Annotated in this window: 17 protein-coding genes; 6 read left to right on the top strand and 11 right to left on the bottom strand. The window is 36.1% G+C overall.

Features of this window, described 5'->3' with window-relative positions; all coding sequences use genetic code 11:
• Nucleotides 1–12 precede the first annotated feature (12 nt).
• From AB1284_RS01420 to AB1284_RS01400, 5 genes are all read right to left on the bottom strand, one after another.
• A complete protein-coding gene (locus AB1284_RS01420; protein ID WP_429752235.1) occupies nucleotides 13–741 on the bottom strand; it encodes an amino acid ABC transporter ATP-binding protein in 729 nt (242 codons plus the stop codon).
• Nucleotides 742–880: 139 nt separating this feature from the next.
• The gene (locus AB1284_RS01415; RefSeq protein WP_429752237.1) at nucleotides 881–2,341 is read right to left on the bottom strand and encodes an alanine/glycine:cation symporter family protein; all 1,461 of its coding nucleotides are present in this window, start codon (nucleotides 2,339–2,341) and stop codon (nucleotides 881–883) included.
• Nucleotides 2,342–2,626: 285 nt separating this feature from the next.
• The gene (locus tag AB1284_RS01410) at nucleotides 2,627–3,601 is read right to left on the bottom strand and encodes a phosphotransferase enzyme family protein (protein WP_429752239.1); all 975 of its coding nucleotides are present in this window, start codon (nucleotides 3,599–3,601) and stop codon (nucleotides 2,627–2,629) included.
• 193 nt (nucleotides 3,602–3,794) lie between these two features.
• Nucleotides 3,795–3,998, bottom strand: coding sequence for a hypothetical protein (locus tag AB1284_RS01405; RefSeq protein ID WP_429752241.1), 204 nt, complete (start codon nucleotides 3,996–3,998; stop codon nucleotides 3,795–3,797).
• 379 nt (nucleotides 3,999–4,377) lie between these two features.
• Nucleotides 4,378–4,629 (bottom strand): NmrA family NAD(P)-binding protein, encoded by a 252-nt coding sequence (locus AB1284_RS01400; RefSeq protein WP_429752243.1) that lies wholly within the window; start codon nucleotides 4,627–4,629, stop codon nucleotides 4,378–4,380.
• A 152-nt stretch (nucleotides 4,630–4,781) separates the two neighbouring features.
• Here AB1284_RS01400 and AB1284_RS01395 point away from each other — a divergent pair, with 152 nt between their 5' ends.
• Nucleotides 4,782–5,672 (top strand): SDR family oxidoreductase, encoded by an 891-nt coding sequence (locus AB1284_RS01395; protein WP_429752245.1) that lies wholly within the window; start codon nucleotides 4,782–4,784, stop codon nucleotides 5,670–5,672.
• 226 nt (nucleotides 5,673–5,898) lie between these two features.
• Here the strand turns inward: AB1284_RS01395 and AB1284_RS01390 are convergent, their stop codons facing one another.
• Entirely contained in the window at nucleotides 5,899–7,857 is a 1,959-nt protein-coding gene (locus tag AB1284_RS01390; RefSeq protein WP_429752247.1) for an electron transport protein, read from the bottom strand.
• 563 nt (nucleotides 7,858–8,420) lie between these two features.
• Between AB1284_RS01390 and AB1284_RS01385 the strand changes: the two genes are divergently transcribed.
• Nucleotides 8,421–9,845, top strand: a complete 1,425-nt coding sequence (locus AB1284_RS01385; protein WP_429752248.1) for an amino acid permease — start codon at nucleotides 8,421–8,423, stop codon at nucleotides 9,843–9,845.
• A 41-nt stretch (nucleotides 9,846–9,886) separates the two neighbouring features.
• Here the strand turns inward: AB1284_RS01385 and AB1284_RS01380 are convergent, their stop codons facing one another.
• The 4 genes from AB1284_RS01380 to AB1284_RS01365 form a co-directional block, all read right to left on the bottom strand.
• A complete protein-coding gene (locus AB1284_RS01380) occupies nucleotides 9,887–11,599 on the bottom strand; it encodes a putative bifunctional diguanylate cyclase/phosphodiesterase (RefSeq protein WP_429752250.1) in 1,713 nt (570 codons plus the stop codon).
• Nucleotides 11,600–12,070: 471 nt separating this feature from the next.
• On the bottom strand, nucleotides 12,071–12,517 hold the full coding sequence (locus AB1284_RS01375; protein WP_429752252.1) for a hypothetical protein: 447 nt from the start codon (nucleotides 12,515–12,517) through the stop codon (nucleotides 12,071–12,073).
• A 22-nt stretch (nucleotides 12,518–12,539) separates the two neighbouring features.
• Nucleotides 12,540–12,965, bottom strand: a complete 426-nt coding sequence (locus AB1284_RS01370; RefSeq protein ID WP_429752253.1) for a 6-pyruvoyl-tetrahydropterin synthase-related protein — start codon at nucleotides 12,963–12,965, stop codon at nucleotides 12,540–12,542.
• A gap of 13 nt (nucleotides 12,966–12,978) precedes the next feature.
• A complete protein-coding gene (locus tag AB1284_RS01365) occupies nucleotides 12,979–13,338 on the bottom strand; it encodes a 6-carboxytetrahydropterin synthase (RefSeq protein ID WP_429752255.1) in 360 nt (119 codons plus the stop codon).
• An 865-nt stretch (nucleotides 13,339–14,203) separates the two neighbouring features.
• Here AB1284_RS01365 and AB1284_RS01360 point away from each other — a divergent pair.
• The 4 genes from AB1284_RS01360 to AB1284_RS01345 all read left to right on the top strand — a co-directional run bounded on the left by AB1284_RS01360 (nucleotide 14,204) and on the right by AB1284_RS01345 (nucleotide 19,174).
• Nucleotides 14,204–15,730 carry a cardiolipin synthase gene (locus AB1284_RS01360; protein ID WP_429761846.1) on the top strand — a complete coding sequence of 509 codons (1,527 nt, stop codon included), beginning with the start codon at nucleotides 14,204–14,206 and terminating at the stop codon, nucleotides 15,728–15,730.
• Nucleotides 15,731–15,932: 202 nt separating this feature from the next.
• Nucleotides 15,933–16,826, top strand: a complete 894-nt coding sequence (locus AB1284_RS01355) for an AAA family ATPase (RefSeq protein WP_429752259.1) — start codon at nucleotides 15,933–15,935, stop codon at nucleotides 16,824–16,826.
• A 3-nt stretch (nucleotides 16,827–16,829) separates the two neighbouring features.
• Entirely contained in the window at nucleotides 16,830–18,713 is a 1,884-nt protein-coding gene (locus AB1284_RS01350; protein WP_429752260.1) for a vWA domain-containing protein, read from the top strand.
• 203 nt (nucleotides 18,714–18,916) lie between these two features.
• On the top strand, nucleotides 18,917–19,174 hold the full coding sequence (locus AB1284_RS01345; RefSeq protein ID WP_429752262.1) for a hypothetical protein: 258 nt from the start codon (nucleotides 18,917–18,919) through the stop codon (nucleotides 19,172–19,174).
• A 331-nt stretch (nucleotides 19,175–19,505) separates the two neighbouring features.
• Here the strand turns inward: AB1284_RS01345 and AB1284_RS01340 are convergent, their stop codons facing one another.
• On the bottom strand, nucleotides 19,506–20,480 hold the full coding sequence (locus AB1284_RS01340; protein WP_230575157.1) for an L-threonine 3-dehydrogenase: 975 nt from the start codon (nucleotides 20,478–20,480) through the stop codon (nucleotides 19,506–19,508).
• Nucleotides 20,481–20,503 lie beyond the last annotated feature (23 nt).

Here is a 20,503-nt window from a genome sequence, read left to right as displayed (position 1 = left end):
CTAATTCCTCCCTTAACGATTAAGCACACGACTTAAAAATAATCGGGCTCGTTCTTGCTTTGGATTCGCAAAGAAATCAGCAGGTGCTGCTTCTTCCACAATTTGACCCTTGTCCATAAATAAAATACGATCAGCTACCTCACTGGCAAATCCCATCTCATGTGTAACAACAACCATCGTCATGCCTTCTTTTGCTAATGTTTTCATAACGTCGAGTACCTCGCCAATCATTTCAGGATCAAGCGCAGAAGTTGGTTCATCAAACAGCATAATTTCCGGCTTCATCGCTAGCCCCCTCGCAATGGCAACGCGCTGTTGCTGTCCGCCTGATAGCTGGTGCGGATAAGCATTTACTTTATCTGTAATTCCTACTTTTTCTAAATAAAACATAGCAATTTTTTCTGCTTCTTCTTTCGACTTTTTGAGTACTTTTATCGGGGCAAGTGTAATATTTTGAAGCACCGTTTTATGAGGATATAAATAAAAATGTTGAAATACCATACCGATGCTTCGTCTTAATTGATTTATATCTTTCTTTACACCATATATGTTTACACCATTCACAAACAATTCACCATCAGTAATCATCTCTAGTCGATTTATGCAGCGCAGCAACGTACTTTTCCCTGACCCCGATGGGCCAACGACTACGGCAACTTCCCCTTTTTCAATTTGTAAATTAATATCTTTTAAAACCTGAAAGCTGCCGTAATATTTGTTAACATCGCGAAAAACAATCAATCTACTCCCCTCCTTTACAACTCAAAAAGCTTGTATAGTTTTTTATATTCGAAAACATCTAAAAAAATAACTAGTAATCTTTTAGGCATAAAAAAGAAGCAAAGAAATCGCTCTCTTTGCTTCTTTCACTTTCATCTTTTTACGAAACCTCTTCTTGTTTATCTTTTCTATATTCATGCTCCCAAAAATCGGCATTTTTAATACCAAGTTCTTGAGGATTAAATACAGGATCTTTCCCTTCCTTCTTCTGTTTCTCATAGTCTTTCAATGCTAAAAGCGCCGGCTTTTGCAAAAATAGAATCGCAATAATATTTATCCAAGCCATAATGCCAACACCGATATCCCCAAGCGCCCACGCTGTTGCTGCCGTTTTCACACAGCCATAAAATACAGTTGCTAAGAATATAAACTTTAGTATAAGTATCATCCAGGGACGATCTTTTTCTCGATTTAAATAGGCAATATTCGTTTCTGCAATGTAGTAGTATGCCATAATGGTTGTGAAAGCAAAGAAAAAGAGAGAAATAGCAACAAAAACATTTCCAAAACCAGGGAATACGGATTCAACAGCAGCTTGCGTATAACCAGGTCCCGGTTCCGCACCGTTCAAATTATTAACAAGAAACCCTTTTCCACTTGCATCAAACACATTATACATCCCTGTAATAATCATCATGAATGCTGTTGCAGAGCACACAAATAATGTGTCAATGTAAACAGAAAATGCTTGTACAAGTCCTTGTTTTGCCGGATGAGATACTTCCGCTGCAGCAGCCGCATGCGGTCCTGTTCCTTGGCCAGCTTCATTTGAATAGATACCGCGTTTTACGCCCCAAGAAATTGCTAAACCGATAATTCCTCCAAATGCAGCTTCTAGCGCAAATGCACTTTTTATAATAAGCATGAAAGCATCTGGCAACTTATCAATATTCATAAAAACAATTAAACAAGCAACAAGAATATAACCAACTGCCATAAACGGTACAACAACTTGCGCTACATTCACAATGCGTTTTACACCACCAAAAATAATAAGGCCTAGTACAACAACTAGTACTGCTCCTGATACAGACGTATTAATACCAAAAGCTGTTTCCAGGCTTATTGCAATACTGTTCGCTTGAACTCCTGGAAGTAACATTCCTGTTGCAAGAATTGTTGCCATAACGAAGACAATTGCATACCATTTAATTCCTAGTCCTTTTTCAATGTAATACGCCGGACCACCACGAAATTGTCCTTTGTACTTCGTCTTATAAATTTGTGCAAGTGCTGATTCTACATAAGCAGAACCTGCTCCCAAAAAGGCTACAAGCCACATCCAAAAGACCGCTCCAGGTCCTCCAAAAGCGATTGCTGTAGCTACTCCAGCAATATTCCCTGTCCCAACGCGCCCTGATAAAGAAAGTGCTAGCGCCTGAAACGAAGAAACACCGGCTTCTGATTTCTCTCCTTGAAATGTAAGCCTTACCATCTCGCCCACATGTCTAACTTGTAAAAATCTCGTTCGAATTGAAAAATATAGACCTACTCCTAAACATAAATAAACAAGTGCAGGGCTCCATACAATACCATTTAACCAATTTACAAAAGTCTCCACAAATCCTCCTCCTTTATAAATTAGAATTTTCGGAATATATAAAAAGTATAAAATATACACCTTATGCAATACAACATTATTTTGAGAAAATAAACACATTTTTGTATAAAAACGCAAAATGTGTTTATCCCATACTTTCAGGAAATAAGACCCCACTGATGGAAGATTCACTTTATTAGTAACGAACAAAACAGCGATTATCTAATATAATCTATATACCCAAACTAACCTAGAAAAAAAACTGACCATGACTCCCTAGAGGGTGTTTTTGGTCAGCCTTTTCTCTTAACATTCAATAATTGATTTTCTTGCAAGAATTCTTTGATGAATAGCTCTTGTTAATGTTTGAAAATGCTCTGGCATTTCCTTACCGTTAAACTTTTTCATGATTGTTCCATATAAAGTAACATCTCGAAGGCGCATGAAAAGTGGTATCGTATCATATACGGAATCATCAAGAATATGCTCTGTCTCATACCCTTCTCGCAATACTTGCAACTGGTGACGTGTAAAAGCTGCCCTTTCTTCCTCTGACCAATCTTTTCGTAAAACTGAATAATATAAAACCATTGCAATGTCATGGACAAAATAATTATACGTTGCATCATCAAAGTCAAAGATTGTTAACTCTCCATTTTCATAGTGAAAATTCCCGTGATGAATATCTCCATGAATGAGTCCGAATGTACGACTTGTAGAAGGTAAATCCTTAATTTCTGCTACAATTTCATAGGCGATTTGCTGCAGTTCATTATCTTTTTTTAACATATCAATAATCGTAATCTCATCATCCATCCATGTAACACGATTCTCTGTTTTCGGATAATGCATTGTAAGGCGATGTAACTGACCAATTGCTTTCCCCCAAGCATAAAAGAGCTTATCATTCCAAATGTCGGGATCATTATCTTTCGCCCTTTCTCCTTTTGCATAATCAAAAAGAGAAGCATAAAAAAATGTTCCATCTGTCGCTTGTAAACTTTCTACAAATATATTGTTCTGTGAGCGATGCGGCGCCGCCACTTTTGCACCGTTTGCCCCAAGGTATGCCAAGAATTCTAATTCGGCCTCAATTTGTTTATATGTACGATGAGATGAATGTGTCAAACGAAGCACATATGATGTACTTCCTTCTCCCTCCGCACGAAAAATATAATTTTCAAAGTCTCCAAGCGGTTCTTCCGTAACAGTTACACCGAAGCGTTTTGCCCCTTCTTGTAAAATTTCTTTTGTAAATACTCGTTCAACTACTATTTCCATATGACCACTCCTTTCCTCTCTACGTAATTCGCCATAAATCGTAGAATCACTGCTATAAAATAAAAAAAGAAGCAGAACGTTCTACTCCTTCTCAATCCAAGTAATGAAAGACTATAACTATACAAGTAAACAAATTTATTACAATTCACTTAGATTTAAACTTACATAGTGATATACTCCATTCCTATATTCCTTACCATTTCCCCTCTAATATTAGTGCATAAATACCCATGCTCATAACAAATAGTGAAACGCCTAATGTAATGATCCATAACGGAATTTTCAATTTTTTCACTTTAAAATAAGCTCCATGCCCTTTATATTTAAGAGAGCGATATAAACTGATTCCTCCTACAAAAATCATGAAAATACTTAAAATATGTACGACATACGGCAAGCTCCCACTCCTTAACAAAGCACTCCTTATAAGATTATCACATCCCCCTTTTATTTACAGTAATTTCTAAATAATATTTATCATGCAAATAACAAAAGAAATAACAGTTGAATTCACAAATTAATTCATATAGTAAATGGCATACAAAAAACTCAGAATTTTTTATGCTCTGAGCTTTCTTTTTTATAATGTTATGCCATTAAAGTCCCCTATTGTCACATAAGGATAGTTCTATGTTAAATCGCAATAAAAGGTGTTTTATGAATATACGCTTTGTTATGAATCTGACTAATTATAAAACTTGCTATTTCTTTGTTTGAAATCATTGTTCCAGGCATATCAGTAAGACTTTCTTTGACTGTTCTTACTTCTATAATCGCTATATTTTAATTTTTTTTGGATTTCTAACAAGCATACGAACTTGGTAGCCATTTTTTAACGCTTCTGAAGCTATATAGCGTCCTACCTTACCAGTACCACCAATTACAGCTATTTTATAAGTATTATCCATAATTCCACCTCTAATAATATATATATAAATCAATACTGTTCTTTTCTTAAACAAGTAAAGAATTTTGTCATTCCCCTTATAATTTAACATAAATCCCCTGTTTTTTTCTGGATTTTTCATTTAACACCCTAAATATCAGCCTAAATCACAACTGAAATGGAAGTGCCTAATGATGTCCAACTTTGTGTTTACGCAGATAGGGAATGGGCATGCACCTATAATCTTTTGAAGAATATGCTAAATCACATATAACCGAAGGGGGCTGGCTTATTATGTCTAAGCATTTTGGGTTTGTAGAACAGTGCGATACAGTTCCAATCGAATTTCCCCCGCAGTACCAACCTCAGCAGCCGGGTATTGAATCTTTGATGATTCCAAGACCTCTCTCCGAAAACCCTAATTATTCTGGAAGCAACAAATTATTGAACAAAGTCTCCATCATTACTGGGGGAGACAGCGGTATCGGCCGGGCTGTCTCCATTGCTTTCGCAAAAGAAGGGGCGGATATTGTAATTGTTTATTTAAATGAGCATGGGGATGCATCCGAAACAAAAGACAGAGTGAACCAATTGGGCAGACAATGCTTGACAATCGCAGGTGATATTGGGGATATTGGGTTTTGTCATTCTGTCGTTAAAAAGACAATGGAAGTATTTGGCCACCTTGAAATCCTGGTCAATAATGCGGGAGAAGCACATACACAAGCAAGTATCAGCGACATTTCAGCAATGCAGCTCGAACGTACTTTTAAAACAAACATTTTTTCATATTTTTATTTAACACAAGCAGCCATGCCCTATTTAAAAAATGGAAGCTCTATTATCAATACGGCTTCACTCGCCGCATACAACGGACTTGATCCCGCCATTGATTATGCCGCTTCCAAGGGAGCTGTCGTTGCATTTACCCGCTCGTTAGCATTATCAGTCATTAATCAAGGAATCCGGGTCAATGGCGTTGCTCCAGGGCCTGTATGGACCCCTCTTATCCCTTCAAGCGCTCCGCCGGAACTTTATGCAACACTTGGAAGCACTACGCCAATGAAACGTACTGCACAACCTTTTGAACTGGCACCTTCCTATGTTTATTTGGCGTCGGACGACTCCTCATATGTGACAGGACAAATTCTTCATGTAAACGGTGGAGTGATTATAAATGGATAAGAGTGAATGCCTTTGATTCAAACTCTATTATAAAAAATTGTATTTTAGTGAAAAGAAAGACACCGTTTTAATCAATCTTTTTTCAAAATGACGTTTTTTTATTTCCTGTTACATATGGAATAGAGGGGTTGTACCATCAGGCAGCTGTCGTGTTAAGCATCTCTTGAAGGTGATACACGGAGAAACCCCCACTTCAAGATCCGAAAGGGATAAGTGGCAGAAGTTTTCATTCTAATGTAAGTAAATAGTTGATTAAAGCTTCCTGCTCTTGTTTTGAAAAACCTGTAGAAGAATCTATCCAATATTCGTGTCCTTCTCCCGTAATATGTGTGTCTTGTAAATCCTTTGAACTTTTGTTTGCTTCAATTACTTTTCTTCTCAAGTTTTGATCAATTAATGCTCGTAAACTGTTAAACGGATTAGGCTCAATTCCTTTTGATACCGTTCCTGTCATGCCTAGTTCACTCTCCACGTTTTGGCCAACCGCAATACCTCCATCATGTAAATACGGCGCTCCCCAATAAAGCCCTAACAAACTTGGAACTTTGTAACCACCAGGTGAACCATTTAACATATATGCTAAATCAATTTTCTCCTTATCTAACGAATAAGCCGGAACTTTTAACTGTTTCGCTCCTTTCGGTACAGGTACTGGTGTATCTGGTGAATATATGATAGGATCTGCTAAACTTTTACCTATCGCTTCAAATGATTTCGCTCTTGATGGCTCGGTCTTAATTTCATTAACTCGAATAATTCGATTATTTGTGTAGGCTTGTCCAGCATGACAAGTAATACAACCTGCACGTACAAACACACTCTTCCCTTGTTTTATCGTCTTTTCATCAACAGATAATGGGGGCTTAGGAGAAACAAATGTATTTTGTAATGCCGACATTCCATTATTTTGCTCCATAACCCGATAGCCAGGGGAACTTGATAATAAACCATTAGGAGAGATTAAAGACGGCCTTGGAAATGTCGGAAGCATAATTAACTCATTTACTCCTGGAACTCCTGGGTTCGGATCAACTGAAGCAAAAAAATCAGATGGTTTCTTTCCACTTTTAGGATCATATCGATATTTTGGATTCGCTGCATTTTGTAACATTGTTCCTAAATAAACTTCCTTGTCAATTTTGAAAAGGAATGGACTAGCATGTGCTAATGTCGTTAAATCTGATCCTTGAATATTTACAGCACTATTAATTACACTTAGCCCTTTAAACGGACCAGCTTGTGCAAACCCATTCCACCCATAAGGATGATCTCCAAATGTAAAAGAATCTGGAATTTGTGTTGGATTATTCACCAAATCACTACTCGCATCAAAATTTCCGCTTGGCCATTTTAATAAAGTACGATCTACAGTCTCCTCTATCATCTCTGGATCAGGAAGCGGAGCTTTTTTCCCATCAGAAGTCACTACTGTTCGCCCTAAATCTTTTATATAGTCTTGTAATGACTTAATTTCTGCACGAGAAAAATAAGCTGCTGAATTTGTCCCTAGTGCTAAAATGAGGCCACCATTAAAATCATTATTTGCAGCACCTTCAATCACTTTTTTTGTATCTCTAGTTACCGTTGCATGGCATGCAGCACAGCTTACTCCTATCTTCTCTTTTCCTTCAGGCTTAATAATAGGCATCCCTAACACTTCATTAGAACCTCTTGCAACATCTAAACCCGTATCAACCTTTGTTCCTTTTTCAAACGTTTTATCTCCTATTTTCACAGTTTTCGCCAGTTCGACACGTAAACTTGTTGTCCCTTTTCCATGCAAGTCGTAAATTGCTTTTTTAATATTTTCTAAAGTTAACGCACCATTTAAAATCCCCATTATGTCTGTAAGAAACACTTCATTTCCAAATGTTTCTTCATAAAAAGACTCTCTCCCCACTTTTAATAAATTCTTGTCAATTTTCACTGCTCCGTTTTGTGGTGATAATAACATTTTGCCTTCATTCGTTTTCAACAACTCATTCGCCTTTTTTTGCGAAATCGTTTGTCCCCAAATATCGTATGCCGGTTGGTTTTCCTCAGTTCCATAATGATTTGGTTTGCTCTTTACAATTTGATCTTCAGAAGGAATATAAGCGTATGTTGGTTTTGAAAAGTTAAAAAGGACAACACATACAAAGATTATCCCCCACATAAGAGCTCTAGCGGACTTCCTATTTTCCATTTACTTTCCTCCATGTCCATCAAAAAATATTACAAACGCTCAGTAACAACCTTACTATTCCCTGTAAAAAGAGATATAAATACGAAAACATACTTTCCGTCTTCTGTTTTCATCTCATGAACATCTAGCGCCTACAATTTTGTGATTACAGTATGTTAAAAATGAATTCCTAAATTTGTTACTTTACAAATAGTAAGAAAAAACAGGATAAATATTTAATCACCTGTATGAATTTTTATAAAAAAATTTATATTTTTCTCTTCCCTTTCTAAAAAACATGTAGTATACTTACTTCAAAATCAGAGGAGAAAGGGAGCAAAGAACTATGCTTACTTATACAACTGTAGTTACATTTGCACAAAAACATCATCATCATACGTAAACCCTTGAAACCTAGCGGAAAAATTCACGCGTAGGTACAAGGGTTATTCCCGTTGTACCTACGTTAGGCAAAGAGCCATGTAGGTATTTTTTATCTACATGGCTCTTTTTTATTTCCAAAAAACACTAGGTACAAAAAATAATAAAACAAAAAAACTATTACAAAAAGGAGTTAGACAATCATGGCAACAAAAAAATGGGGTTTATGGGTTTTAACAGCATTCGTTGTTGGAAATATGGTTGGCGGCGGCGTGTTTATGCTTCCAGCAAATTTAGCGCAAGTATCAGGACCAATGGGATCCACGCTTGCATGGACAATTACTGGTCTTGGTGTATTTATGATTGCACTCGTGTTCGGAAACTTAGCAATGCGAAAACCAAATTTAAAAGCAGGTCCGCAAAGCTATGCGCAAGCAATGTTTACATCACCAAAAGCTGGTAAAGTGGCTGGTTATAGCATGGCATGGGGATACTGGGCTGCAAACTGGGCTGCAACAGCTTCTGTCATTATTTCATTTGCTGGATATTTATCTACGTTCTTCCCAGTTCTGCAAAGTAAACAAATTTTATTCACAACAAATGGTTTTTCATTAGAGCTTGGAAAAGCCTTAACATTTGCTGTATGTAGTATTATGCTATGGGGCATTCAATATATTCTTTCTCAAAATATTGATCGTGCTGGTAATATGAATTTACTGGCAACTGTCGCAAAAATTATTGGATTTACAATGTTTATTATCATTACATTATTCATTTTTAATGCAGCTAATTTCGGTGATGGTCAAACTTTTATGAATGAAGCTGGAAAGTCCATTCCATTAGGCGGACAAATCAATGCTGCTGCCATCTCAACACTTTGGGCGTTTATTGGTATCGAGTCAGCTGTTATGCTTTCCAACCGCGCAAAGTCACAACGCGATGTAAAAAAAGCTACGATTTTCGGATTAGTAATTGCTCTTCTAATTTATGTAGCAATTACATTGTTAACAATGGGTGCTCTTCCACAAGATGCGCTGAAAGCATCACAAAAACCATTGGTTGATGCATTAAATATGGCTATCGGTAATAAGGGTGCATATATTATGGCATTCCTAGCACTTGTCTCCCTATTCGGCTCTACAGTCGGCTGGATTGTTGTAAGTGCAGAAGTTCCTTATCAAGCAGCAAAAAGCGGATTATTCCCAGCTTTCTTTGGAAAAACAAATAAGAAGGGAAGCCCAAAGAACTCATTATTACTAACAAATATCATGACACAAATATTCTTATTCTCTACTATTTCCGGTTCAGTATCAGAGGCGTATAGCTTTGCTGTTGTTGTCGCTACGCTTGCTTATTTAATTCCATATCTTGTTTCAACATTATATCAATTAAAACTTATTATTACTGGTGAAACATATGAGAACATGCAAGGCTCTCGTAAACTTGACGGTGTAGTTACAGTACTTGCTCTTATCTATTCCATTTGGGTTATCAAAACAGGAACAGCTGATATGAAAACTTTTTTCCTAGGAATAGGATTATTCGTAATCGGATTAATTATTTATCCATTTATCATGAAAAATACTACTGAAAAGAACATAGAAACACTTAATACAAAAATTAGTTAAACTTAAAAACACTAGCTCCCTAAAGAGCTAGTGTTTTTCGGTTAAAATTCATTTTTTAATTCTGATACTGTTAACGGCTTAGCATAATAAAATCCTTGTACATAGTCACATCCCATTGATTGTAGTAACGTTTCTTGTTCAACAGTTTCCACCCCTTCTGCAACAACCTTCATATTTAAACTATGTGCAATGTCAATAACCGATTTTACAATTGTTCTTTCAGATTGTGCCTGGATATGATGAAATTCTTGAATAAAATTACGATCAATCTTTACAATATCAAGTGGTAACCGCTTTAAATAATATAACGATGAATACCCTGTTCCAAAATCATCTAGTGCAATTAAAATTCCCATATTTCTTAATTCTTGAAGGGAAGCAATAATATCCTCAAAGTGGCTTATCGCGATACTCTCAGTAATCTCTAAAATTAATCGATTTGGTGAAAATGAAGTACGCGCTAATATACTACGCAAAGCAGGTATAAAACGCTTTTGCATAATTTGTTGAATGGATATATTTACAGATAACTGTAAACCTTCTGCATATGCCGGCAATGTTTTAAATATTCTACATGATTGCTCTAATATCCAATCCCCTAACTTTGAAATCAATCCACATTCTTCTGCAATTGGAATAAATTCAGACGGAGAAATCGGCCCTTCTTCCGTATAACAGCGTAGTAATGTCTCTACCCCAGAGTATTGCTTTGTTTGTAAATCGACGATTGGCTGCATTACTACTTTTAATTTTTCGTCACGAATTGCCTTTTGCAATACAAGTTCAACTTCCATTTTCCGATGCACTTTTGCTCGTAAATCATCTGTAAAAAAACAAATAGGGTTATTGCCTTGCTCTTTTGCACTATACATTGATAAATCTGCATTTTTTAATAAAACTTCAATATCCTCACCATCTTTTGGATATGAACATATTCCTAAACTAGCAGAAACATATACTTCATTTCCATCTAGTATAAATGGTTCTTGAAAACAAGAAAGAATCAAACTTGCTAACTGTTGTAGATCTTTTAAGGTATTCTTTTGCGTTAATAAGACAAATTCATCCCCGCCAAATCTTGAGAGCACATCCATATCACTTAATTCATAGTAGAGACGTGATGCCACTTCTTCAAGTAATAAATCCCCCATCGCATGTCCTAATGTATCGTTTATCAATTTAAAACGATCTAAATCAAAATAAATAAGACTAAACGGTGTTTTTCCGTCTACATGTTTATTTGCTAATGTCGTTAATTGTAAACGATTTGGCAAGCCCGTTAGCATATCATGATATGCTAATTTGCGATAGCGATTTTCACTTACCCTTAACCGTTGCTCCATCTCTTTTCGTCCTGTTACCTCATTTCGAATGGAAACAAATTGATATGGTTCCCCGCTATCATCTAGAAAAGGAACAATGGTAGTACTTACCCAATAATAGGATCCGTCTTTTGCTTTATTACGTATTTCTCCACGCCAAACTTTTCCACTTAGAATACGTTTCCATAAGTGCTTAAAAAAAGACTTTGGATGATATCCAGAATTTAAAATGCGATGATTCTGTCCAATTAGTTCTTCCTTTGTATACTTCGAAATCTTACAAAATTTTTCATTTGCGTATGTAATATAACCATCCCGGTCAGTAATAGCAACAATTGATGATTCATCTAAAGCAAATTTTATATCTTGCAATGCTTTCATCGCCCCATTGAGCGACGAATCATGTAACACAAGATTTTGCTGCTCTATCATGCCCTATCTCCCCTTGTTTCCTCTCTCAATAACAAGACAATACGTTTTCCTTCTTATAATTAATGAGAAGGAATCATCATCTATATTCTTTAAAATATAGGGATGATGATAACTCCATTCATTAAGTTAACAATCAATGGAGGCCTCACTAACAAACATTTCACCTTTTAAATATCTTTAACTAAAACTTTTAAATAAAAATATTATAGAATGTTTTATTCTTCCTCAAAATTATCATAATAATTACATATAACGTTACAAGACAATAATACCAAAGTATTCGTGTTTTTTCACCAATAAATTGGAAAACATTTCATCTAAAATGTAATGATCTGCTCATCTGATATATAAAGTGAAACTTCCATCAGTGGGGGTTTTTTATCCTCCACTCCTCGCTTCTCTCTAATTCTTGAGGTGGGAGTCTTACTGCCGCAAATAGCGGGATAAAATAAAAACTAGTCTACTAAACGACTAGTTTTTATTTCTCTTTTGAAAACGAAAAATTCGATATGCTGCAAATCCTGCGATTCCAAATCCTATGATTGCAGAGAACTGCCATAATGTTGGACCATTGTCAATGGTAATCCAGCCACCTCCGTCTGGAACCCAGTCAATTGTATTTTTTGCTGGACAAACTTTTCCATTTACATTTGATTTTAATGCAAAGCGAATTTCTTTTTTTCCATCTAAACCAAACTCTTTTAAGGGAACTCGGAATTCTAGTTCCTTCTTATTACTACTTACAGAAAAGGTTTGCTCTTGGTATTTTCCTGAGTCTACACTTATAGAATATTGATTTCCTTTTCCACTAATTAGATTTACAATTGAATAATGATATTGAACCATTTGACATTTACCATTTACCTCAATGGATTCCGAGTTACCTCTCCCACCTTGTTTCGCATCAGGAAAAATCACATGAAATGTCCAGCCGTCTTGCTTAGAATGTCCTGCTGATTGTCTTTCTACATATAAAAAATGCTAGCCATTGCCGTTTTGTATACACTCCCCACAATAACCAGCCCAAGCCCCCTACAATAAAAAGAAAAATAAAAAATAATTGATAAGCTCCAATCATATCCGTTGTAAACATTCGTAATACAGCTAAGATATAATAAGATAAAGGTGCCCAAAATCGAAATGGTTGAAATCCGTTATACCATTCAGCACTGTAATTAACATACCAGTTTCCTTTTTGAAATTCTTCATATAGTAAATTTGCTTTATATAAGTGTCCATACGTGTCCGATCCCCACGGATAACGCCCGAAACGATTCACATACCATGACATAAGTAAAGCACATGCTACTAATAAAGAAAATTGAAAAAAAAACAGCCAAACTCGTTTTCGTTGTTCAATTGTCATACTACTTTCCTCTCTACCCTCTTTGAATAACATATTGTCGCATTGGATTTTCACTAATTGTTAATTCTTCTAATGGCACGTGCTGTTTTCTTAAATTCTCTGTTAAGTCTGTAAAAAAGATTCTCCCAATTTGCTCCATCGTACAATTTTTTCCTGAAAATCTAGGAGAATCATTTAAGCATGTTCCCTGGTATTCATTTAAATACCCCCCAATGACATCTTCAATATGAGCAAAATTTAACTCTTCAGCTCCATCATGTGAAATAAGCAATGTAATTTCACATGTATGTGGATGTACAGTAGACTTATTTCCATTGATAGATACATAATGTCTTGCATTCAAATAAAAATGTAAACGATATTTTGTAATCATTACAATTTCTCCTTTAACCATTTTTCAGCATTCGTAAATCATACATTACGAACTCCATAATTTTAAAAAAACTTTCTCCTACTGAAATTACTTTAGAATATTGAAACGAAATATGTAAAACATCATACAAGATCCGTAAAATAGAATTTAAGAAAAAATTTCCTCTCATAAAGGTTAATAAATAAACAGAGCCAGTCTATGAATTTGTCTTAGTTGAAAATACATAACGAGTACATAATATATAATGAAGCACAGCAATACTCATAACACCAATACTTGAGGAACAAGAGATGAATGACGAAATATATAATAACACGCATTGATACTAAAAAATCAATTACCAATAAATACTTAACGATTTTGCGATTATACAGCCTATTTAGTAGCCATCTCCTCCTTTTCCTATCATATTTAACATTTGAAATTTTATTATGATCATATTAAATTAAATGAATTTTGTATAGATACCTTATCATAAAACCTTATGCTTCTTGAACACAACAAGTATAATCCTCCTCGTTTTAACTATAATTATGAAAACTTCCACAGCTTTATAGAAGTGAAGGTCTCGAATCTAGATCTCCCTCTATTATCTACACTCTTTTAACTAGTGAAATGAAGAACAAAAAAAACACTACCCGTTCTAACAGATGATATCTCTTCCTATAATAGTTTTTAGACCCCACACTCAAAAATCTCCTTTTAATAATACGTAACTGTAGTTCGGCATGCCACCCATGACCAAACCCTCCGACAATACAGATATACACAGGACAAATTTAGGAAGCGCGGGCTATTGTTTAATGAAAATGAAACACTTTATAATAAGGATATAACTAATCAGAAAAAGGTGACATTCCTACCAATGAAAAATCGCGTTCTGCAATTATTATTCGTTATTGCAATTACAACTGTTATATTATTTCTATTAAACAAATCATCCATATCGTTATATACCTTCGTTGGAACAGTATTCTTTATTACATCTGTTGGTATTGCTTTCATCATCTTTATTGAAAACCGCTCCCCACAAAGTACGTTAGCTTGGTTTTTAGTATTAGCAATTCTTCCTGTTTTTGGTGTGTTTTTGTATGCACTATTTGGTCGAAGCAGATGGCGCCGAAAAAAACATTTACATCGTGATGAAGAGCGAAGAAAGGTGTTCCGTGAAATTTTAGAAGGAAGTCGATTAAAACAAGAAATACCAGCGTCTCTAAATGAACGCGCTGCCCATTTGGCTACTATCGTTCAAAAATTTGGCGGGGGACCCCTCGCTAATGAAACTGCAACAAAATTACTAACAAACGGAGATGAAACATTTACAGAGATTTTAACCTCCATTCAAGAGGCAAAACATCACATTCATATTCAATATTACATTTATCGAGCTGATGAAATTGGAACAAAGATCCGGGATGCTTTAATTGAAAAAGCAAAAGCTGGTGTAACTGTCCGCTTTTTATTTGATGACCTCGGAAGCTCCCAGTTACGAAGTAGCTTTTTGCAACCGATGAAGGACGCAGGAATTGAGATAGTAGAATTCGAACCTATCCTTTCTCCATGGTTAATCGAAACCGTCAACTACCGGAATCATCGTAAAATCATTATTATTGATGGGAAAATTGGATTTACAGGCGGATTGAATGTTGGAGATGAATATCTTGGTCGTTCTAAGAAATTTCCAATTTGGCGAGATAGTCATTTAAAACTTGAAGGGAAAGCACTATACAAACTACAAGCCATCTTTCTAGAAGATTGGTTATACGCATGTAGTGGATTAAATAGCTATTCTTGGGAACCTTTTATGAATAGAGAGTATTTTCCAATGTGGACGGTTGACGCAGAAGGTGCTGTCCAAATTGTCGCAAGCGGCCCGAGTGCAAATGACAAAACAATTCGAAATGCGTTATTAGCGGCTATGACATCCGCAAAACGTTCTATTTGGATTGCAACACCATATTTTATTCCCGATCAAGAAACATTAACATTACTACGTTTAAGTGCAATCGCTGGAATTGATATCCGTATTCTATATCCTGGCATAAGCGATAGCGTCATAAGTGATCAAGCTTCTCAATCTTACTTTGCCCCGTTATTAGAAGCAGGCGTTTCTATTTATCGTTATAAGGACGGATTTATGCATGCTAAAATTGTATTAATTGATGAGGAAATTGCAACAATTGGAACAGCGAACATGGACATTCGTAGTTTTGAACTGAATTATGAATTAATCGCTATGTTATATGATTCTTCGACTGTCCTTGATATTAAACGTGATTTCAAACAAGACTTTAAAGATTCCACAGAAATTCGCTGGGAAGTATTTCAAAAGAGAAGCATTCGAAAAAGAATGCTTGAATCACTAATGCGACTTATTTCGCCACTTTTATAAAGTGAAACTTCCATCAGTGTGGTGCCACCTATCCTCTTTGCTTCTCTCTAAATATTGAGGTGGGAGTCTTACTGCCCACGAATAGCGAGATAAGGGAACATCTTCCAAATTGGAAGATGTTTTTTCTTTGCTTCACCTATAAAAACGCGTTATCATAAGAAGGATTGTTTACTTTATGAAAATAATGTTAGGTGGGAAATACATGTTAGAACAATTTCATATACATGAAGGATTAAAAGAGCAACTTGTAAATATTCACGAAACAAATAAACATACAGCTGGCAATGCTGCTACTTTAATTGGAACGAAAATGTATAAAGCATCAGATAACAGCATTATTGAAGATGCAATTACTGCATTACTTCTTGGGAAAAACGTTTTATTAAAAGGCCCTACTGGAAGTGGGAAAACCGTTCTTGCGGAAACGTTATCTTATTTATTCCAAAAGCCAATGCATAGCATTAACTGTTCTGTTGATTTAGATGTAGAAGGTATTTTAGGATACAACACATTAACAACAACAGACGGTGCATCTGAAGTTACTTTCGTTGATGGTCCATTAATGAAAGCAATGAAAAACGGTCACTTCCTTTATATCGACGAAATTAACATGGCAAAACCAGAAACACTTCCACTTCTTCACGGTGCACTAGACTATCGTAAAATGATTACAAATCCATTCACACAAGAAGTTGTGTACGGTAGTGATGAATATCGTGTAATTGCGGCGATTAACGAAGGCTATGTTGGAACGAGCGAACTAAATGAAGCATTAAAAAATCGCTTTGTTATTATTGAAGTTCCCTATATTCAAGGTGATACATTAAAAGAACTCTTATTAGCAGAATCGAAATTAAAGGAAACAGCAACAATCGAAAATTTTGTAGCATTCGCAAGTGACCTGATGCCGCTTGCTCGCGATGGCCGTGTAAGTGAAGAAGCTGCAAGTATTCGCGGTATTATCGATGCATGTGATTTAAGTGTATATATTCCAGTAATGCGTGCAATTGAACGAAGCATTATTGCAAAATTAAGCGATGAAACAGAACAAATGACGGTGCGTGAATTAGCAGAAAGTTATTTCTATGAGGGATAATTCATGAGACAAATTTTTAGTGACAAAAAAATCGATGCGTCTCTGTTTCTGCAAATGGAAAATTTAATGTATGCCCTTCTAAAAGAAGAAAATGCATATTTAGAATATGGATATAAAGCATATTATGACGAAATCGAAAATAAAATTGTCATCAGTCATTTTTGGGATGATCGAAGCGAAACCGATAAAGTGGTCGGTTTAAAAAGTGAGGTATATTTAAAAGCTCTCGGCTACAAACATCATTCCGATATGCAACTTATTCGCAACTATGCAAAAGAATTACAGCAATCACCACTTAAAAATTTTTTAACGCAATTATTTGTTCTATTAGAAGATTTACGAGTTGAAGAAATTGTTAAACGAGAGCGCCCTGGTACAAAACCAATTTTTGCACGCCGAAAAGAAATGTATCGGAATTATTTCAGCTCACAATACGAAATTAACCGTATTCGTAACTATCATACTGATATGCTCATTTGTTTATGTTACTTAACATTAACAAGCGACAAATACGAAATGTTTAACAACGATTACTTTGAACACATTGAAGCAATCTTACACGAAACATTCCAAACGCGTACTACAGAAGATACAATGTATATTGTAGAAAAAATTCGCTATCGTTTAGAAGATCTCTTAGAGAACGATATGATTAATAACTACTTTGGCCTTGCGCCGCTCAATACTTCTGTCGTTTTTGAAAAAATAGAGGAACGCGTAGATGAATTAGCAAATGACGATGTTCAAATTGTTGATGATGACGATAATAAAAGCAAAATAAACGAAAGCTTTTCAACGTGGCATCGTGAAAATAAAAACAATGAAAACGAAAACTTCTTGCGCTTTGAATTAGAAAGCGGCACAAAAACGAACATGATGGGTGATACGGCCCGGGAATCTGAGGATAGCGATCAAGCGCTCGCCTCTGTACAAGGTACTTCACAAAAAAGTACGCAGTCGAATTTCGACGGAACGGATACTGAGGATACGAGAGCATCCCATGCTTCTAGTCAAAATGAAGGTGTGTACGGTAAGTATAACGTCGGTGCATCACATACATTTAAAGAAGCACGAAAGCCTAATCCTGACGAAAAGAAAGACTATCAGGCCATTAAGTCTGTCGTTAATAAAGATGTGAAAGAACTAAAGAAAATTATCGAAAAAACGATTGAAAATAAAACAAACGCACATGCTGATAAATACTACGGGAGACTTCGTAAAAAATTCCTGCGTATTTACACAGAAAAACAACCACGTATGTTCTATAAAAAAGGACAAGAATCACAAGAACTTGACGTTGTGTTCCACTTATTAGTTGACTGCTCTGGTTCAATGTATAACAAAATGGAAGAAACGAAAAAAAGCGTTGTTCTTTTCCATGAAGCTTTAAAATCATTAAAAATCCCGCATGCAATTAGTGGGTTTTGGGAAGATGCTTCTAGCGCGACCCCAGAAAACAAACCAAATGTCATTCACGAAGTCGTAACGTATCAAAATTCAACGATTCCAAGCATCGGCCCAGAAGTCATGCAACTTCGTGAAGAAGAAGATAATCGCGATGGATACATCATTCGCATCGTTTCAGAAAAACTTGCGAAACGTCCTGAAAAACATAAATTCCTGCTCGTCTTTACAGATGGTGAACCATCTGCATTAGATTATCAACAAGATGGTATTTTAGATACACATGAAGCTGTTAAACTTGCTCGTAAAAGCGGCATAGAAGTCATTGGAATTTTTATCGAAGAAGGCGAAGCAAAAGAAGCGACCTATCAGTTGATGAAAAACATTTATAACCACCACTTCTTAGTAGCGAATCATGCTGAAGATTTACGATTAAAGATTAAGCCATTATTGAAGAAGTTATTATTGAAAACAATCGAATAGAAACAGGAGCTGGGGGCAGCTCCTGTTTTTTTAGTCGTTTTGTAGTCGTCTTGTGTCGAAGCGCCGATAAAGTGAAACTTCCATCAGTGGGGATTTTTTGCCCGCAAATAACGGGATAAAAGGAAATTCAAAATCCATAGAAATCTTTTTGGGTATATTAAGAAAGAAGTCTACTATTAAATATATTTGAAAGGGTGTTCCATTTGTCTTCCAAAAAAGATGAACAATATACAGATGTTACTGCTGCTAAAGCTCGACATCAATATGTCATTCCTGAGGAACTTCCTGAAGGACCTTACGGTTCTCCCACTAACAGAAAGCTAGGAAAATCGACACCTTGGGATGAGGATCAAAAAACACATAAAGCATTTAGCTACGAATATGAAAAACAGTACGAAGAAACGGAATACCAACACCCAGAAGCGGAAAATATAGACACGCATGAACGAAAGTCTAGATAAAGTGAAACTTTAATCAGTGGGGGTTTTCTTCATCCCCCACTGATTATTAGTTGAACCAATCGGGCTTTTACGGGCAGTTTATCTCCCACCTAACTTCTTTGCTTTCACCGAATTTTGAGGTGGGAGTATTACTGCCAGTTAATGCGGGATAAAGTGAAACTTCCATCAGAGCGGGGATTTTCTTCCCCACAAATAGCGGGATAACGCCTTTAATCACTACTAGACCTTGTTTCTTACCTAGACTGAACCTTCACCAGCAAATATCCCTCAGCTTAAATGAGTATACTGACAAAAAGAGCCGATTCAATACATTGAATCGGCTTTCTTTCAATTAGCCAAGTACTAGCTCAGCTTCTAATTTTTTTTTTAATTTCGCAAGCATATCAGCTGTCATTTTGTCTAAATCATAGTCTGCTTTAAAGCCCCACTCTTCTTTCGCTGCTGTTGCATCGATTGAGTTTGGCCAGCTATCTGCAATCTTTTGACGAGCTGGATCAACTGCGTAATCCATCGTGAATGTTGGAATGTGCTTACGAATAGATGCTGCAATTTGTTCTGGCTCGAAGCTCATTGCTGTAATGTTAAATGCATTACGATGTTTTAGCTTGCTTGGATCTGCTTCCATTAAAGAAATAATCGCTTGCAGTGCATCTGGCATATACATCATATCCATGTATGTTCCTTCTGCAATGTAAGAAGTGTACGTACCTTTTTTAATTGCTTCATAATAGATTTCAACTGCATAGTCAGTTGTTCCCCCTCCAGGAGGCGCAACATAAGAAATTAAACCTGGGAAGCGTACGCCGCGCGTATCTACACCAAACTTTTGATAGTAATAATCACATAAAAGCTCTCCAGCTACTTTATTTACCCCATACATCGTAGTTGGACGCTGAATGGTGTCTTGTGGTGTATTATCTTTTGGTGTTGTCGGACCGAATGCACCAATTGAGCTTGGTGTGAAGAACTTACAGTTCAATTCACGAGCCGCTTCTAACGCATTTACAAGACCGCCCATATTTAAGTTCCAAGCAAATAGTGGATTTTTTTCCGCCGTTGCAGAAAGTAATGCTGCTAAATGAATGATTGTATCCACTTCATTACGCTTTGCAATCTCATGTAACTTTTGACCATCTGTTACATCTAGTATTTCAAATGGGCCAGACTTTACAACTTCACTATCTGTTTCACGAATATCTGTTGCGATAACGTTTGATGCACCATATACATCACGAAGTTTCGTTACAAGTTCAGAACCAATTTGGCCTAAAGAACCGGTTACTAGAATTTTTTTCATTTTCCCCACTCCTCATTTGCAAGCTTTCATAG

Origin of the sequence: Bacillus sp. S2(2024) (genome assembly GCF_050474045.1) — a bacterium.
GTDB lineage: Bacteria > Bacillota > Bacilli > Bacillales > Bacillaceae_G > Bacillus_A > Bacillus_A yunxiaonensis.
Note: the sequence above shows the minus strand (reverse complement) of the source record. Positions and strands in the feature narration are given on the sequence as shown.

Bases quoted from the DNA above. Each gene is read 5' to 3' on its own strand.
- AB1284_RS01410 (WP_429752239.1), bottom strand. From the start codon at position 3,601: ATGGAAATAGTAGTTGAACGAGTATTTACAAAAGAAATTTTACAAGAA.
- AB1284_RS01400 (WP_429752243.1), bottom strand. From the start codon at position 4,629: ATGAAAAATCCAGAAAAAAACAGGGGATTTATGTTAAATTATAAGGGG.
- AB1284_RS01395 (WP_429752245.1), top strand. From the start codon at position 4,782: ATGTCTAAGCATTTTGGGTTTGTAGAACAGTGCGATACAGTTCCAATC.
- AB1284_RS01390 (WP_429752247.1), bottom strand. From the start codon at position 7,857: ATGGAAAATAGGAAGTCCGCTAGAGCTCTTATGTGGGGGATAATCTTT.
- AB1284_RS01385 (WP_429752248.1), top strand. From the start codon at position 8,421: ATGGCAACAAAAAAATGGGGTTTATGGGTTTTAACAGCATTCGTTGTT.
- AB1284_RS01380 (WP_429752250.1), bottom strand. From the start codon at position 11,599: ATGATAGAGCAGCAAAATCTTGTGTTACATGATTCGTCGCTCAATGGG.
- AB1284_RS01370 (WP_429752253.1), bottom strand. From the start codon at position 12,965: ATGACAATTGAACAACGAAAACGAGTTTGGCTGTTTTTTTTTCAATTT.
- AB1284_RS01365 (WP_429752255.1), bottom strand. From the start codon at position 13,338: ATGATTACAAAATATCGTTTACATTTTTATTTGAATGCAAGACATTAT.
- AB1284_RS01360 (WP_429761846.1), top strand. From the start codon at position 14,204: ATGAAAAATCGCGTTCTGCAATTATTATTCGTTATTGCAATTACAACT.
- AB1284_RS01355 (WP_429752259.1), top strand. From the start codon at position 15,933: ATGTTAGAACAATTTCATATACATGAAGGATTAAAAGAGCAACTTGTA.
- AB1284_RS01350 (WP_429752260.1), top strand. From the start codon at position 16,830: ATGAGACAAATTTTTAGTGACAAAAAAATCGATGCGTCTCTGTTTCTG.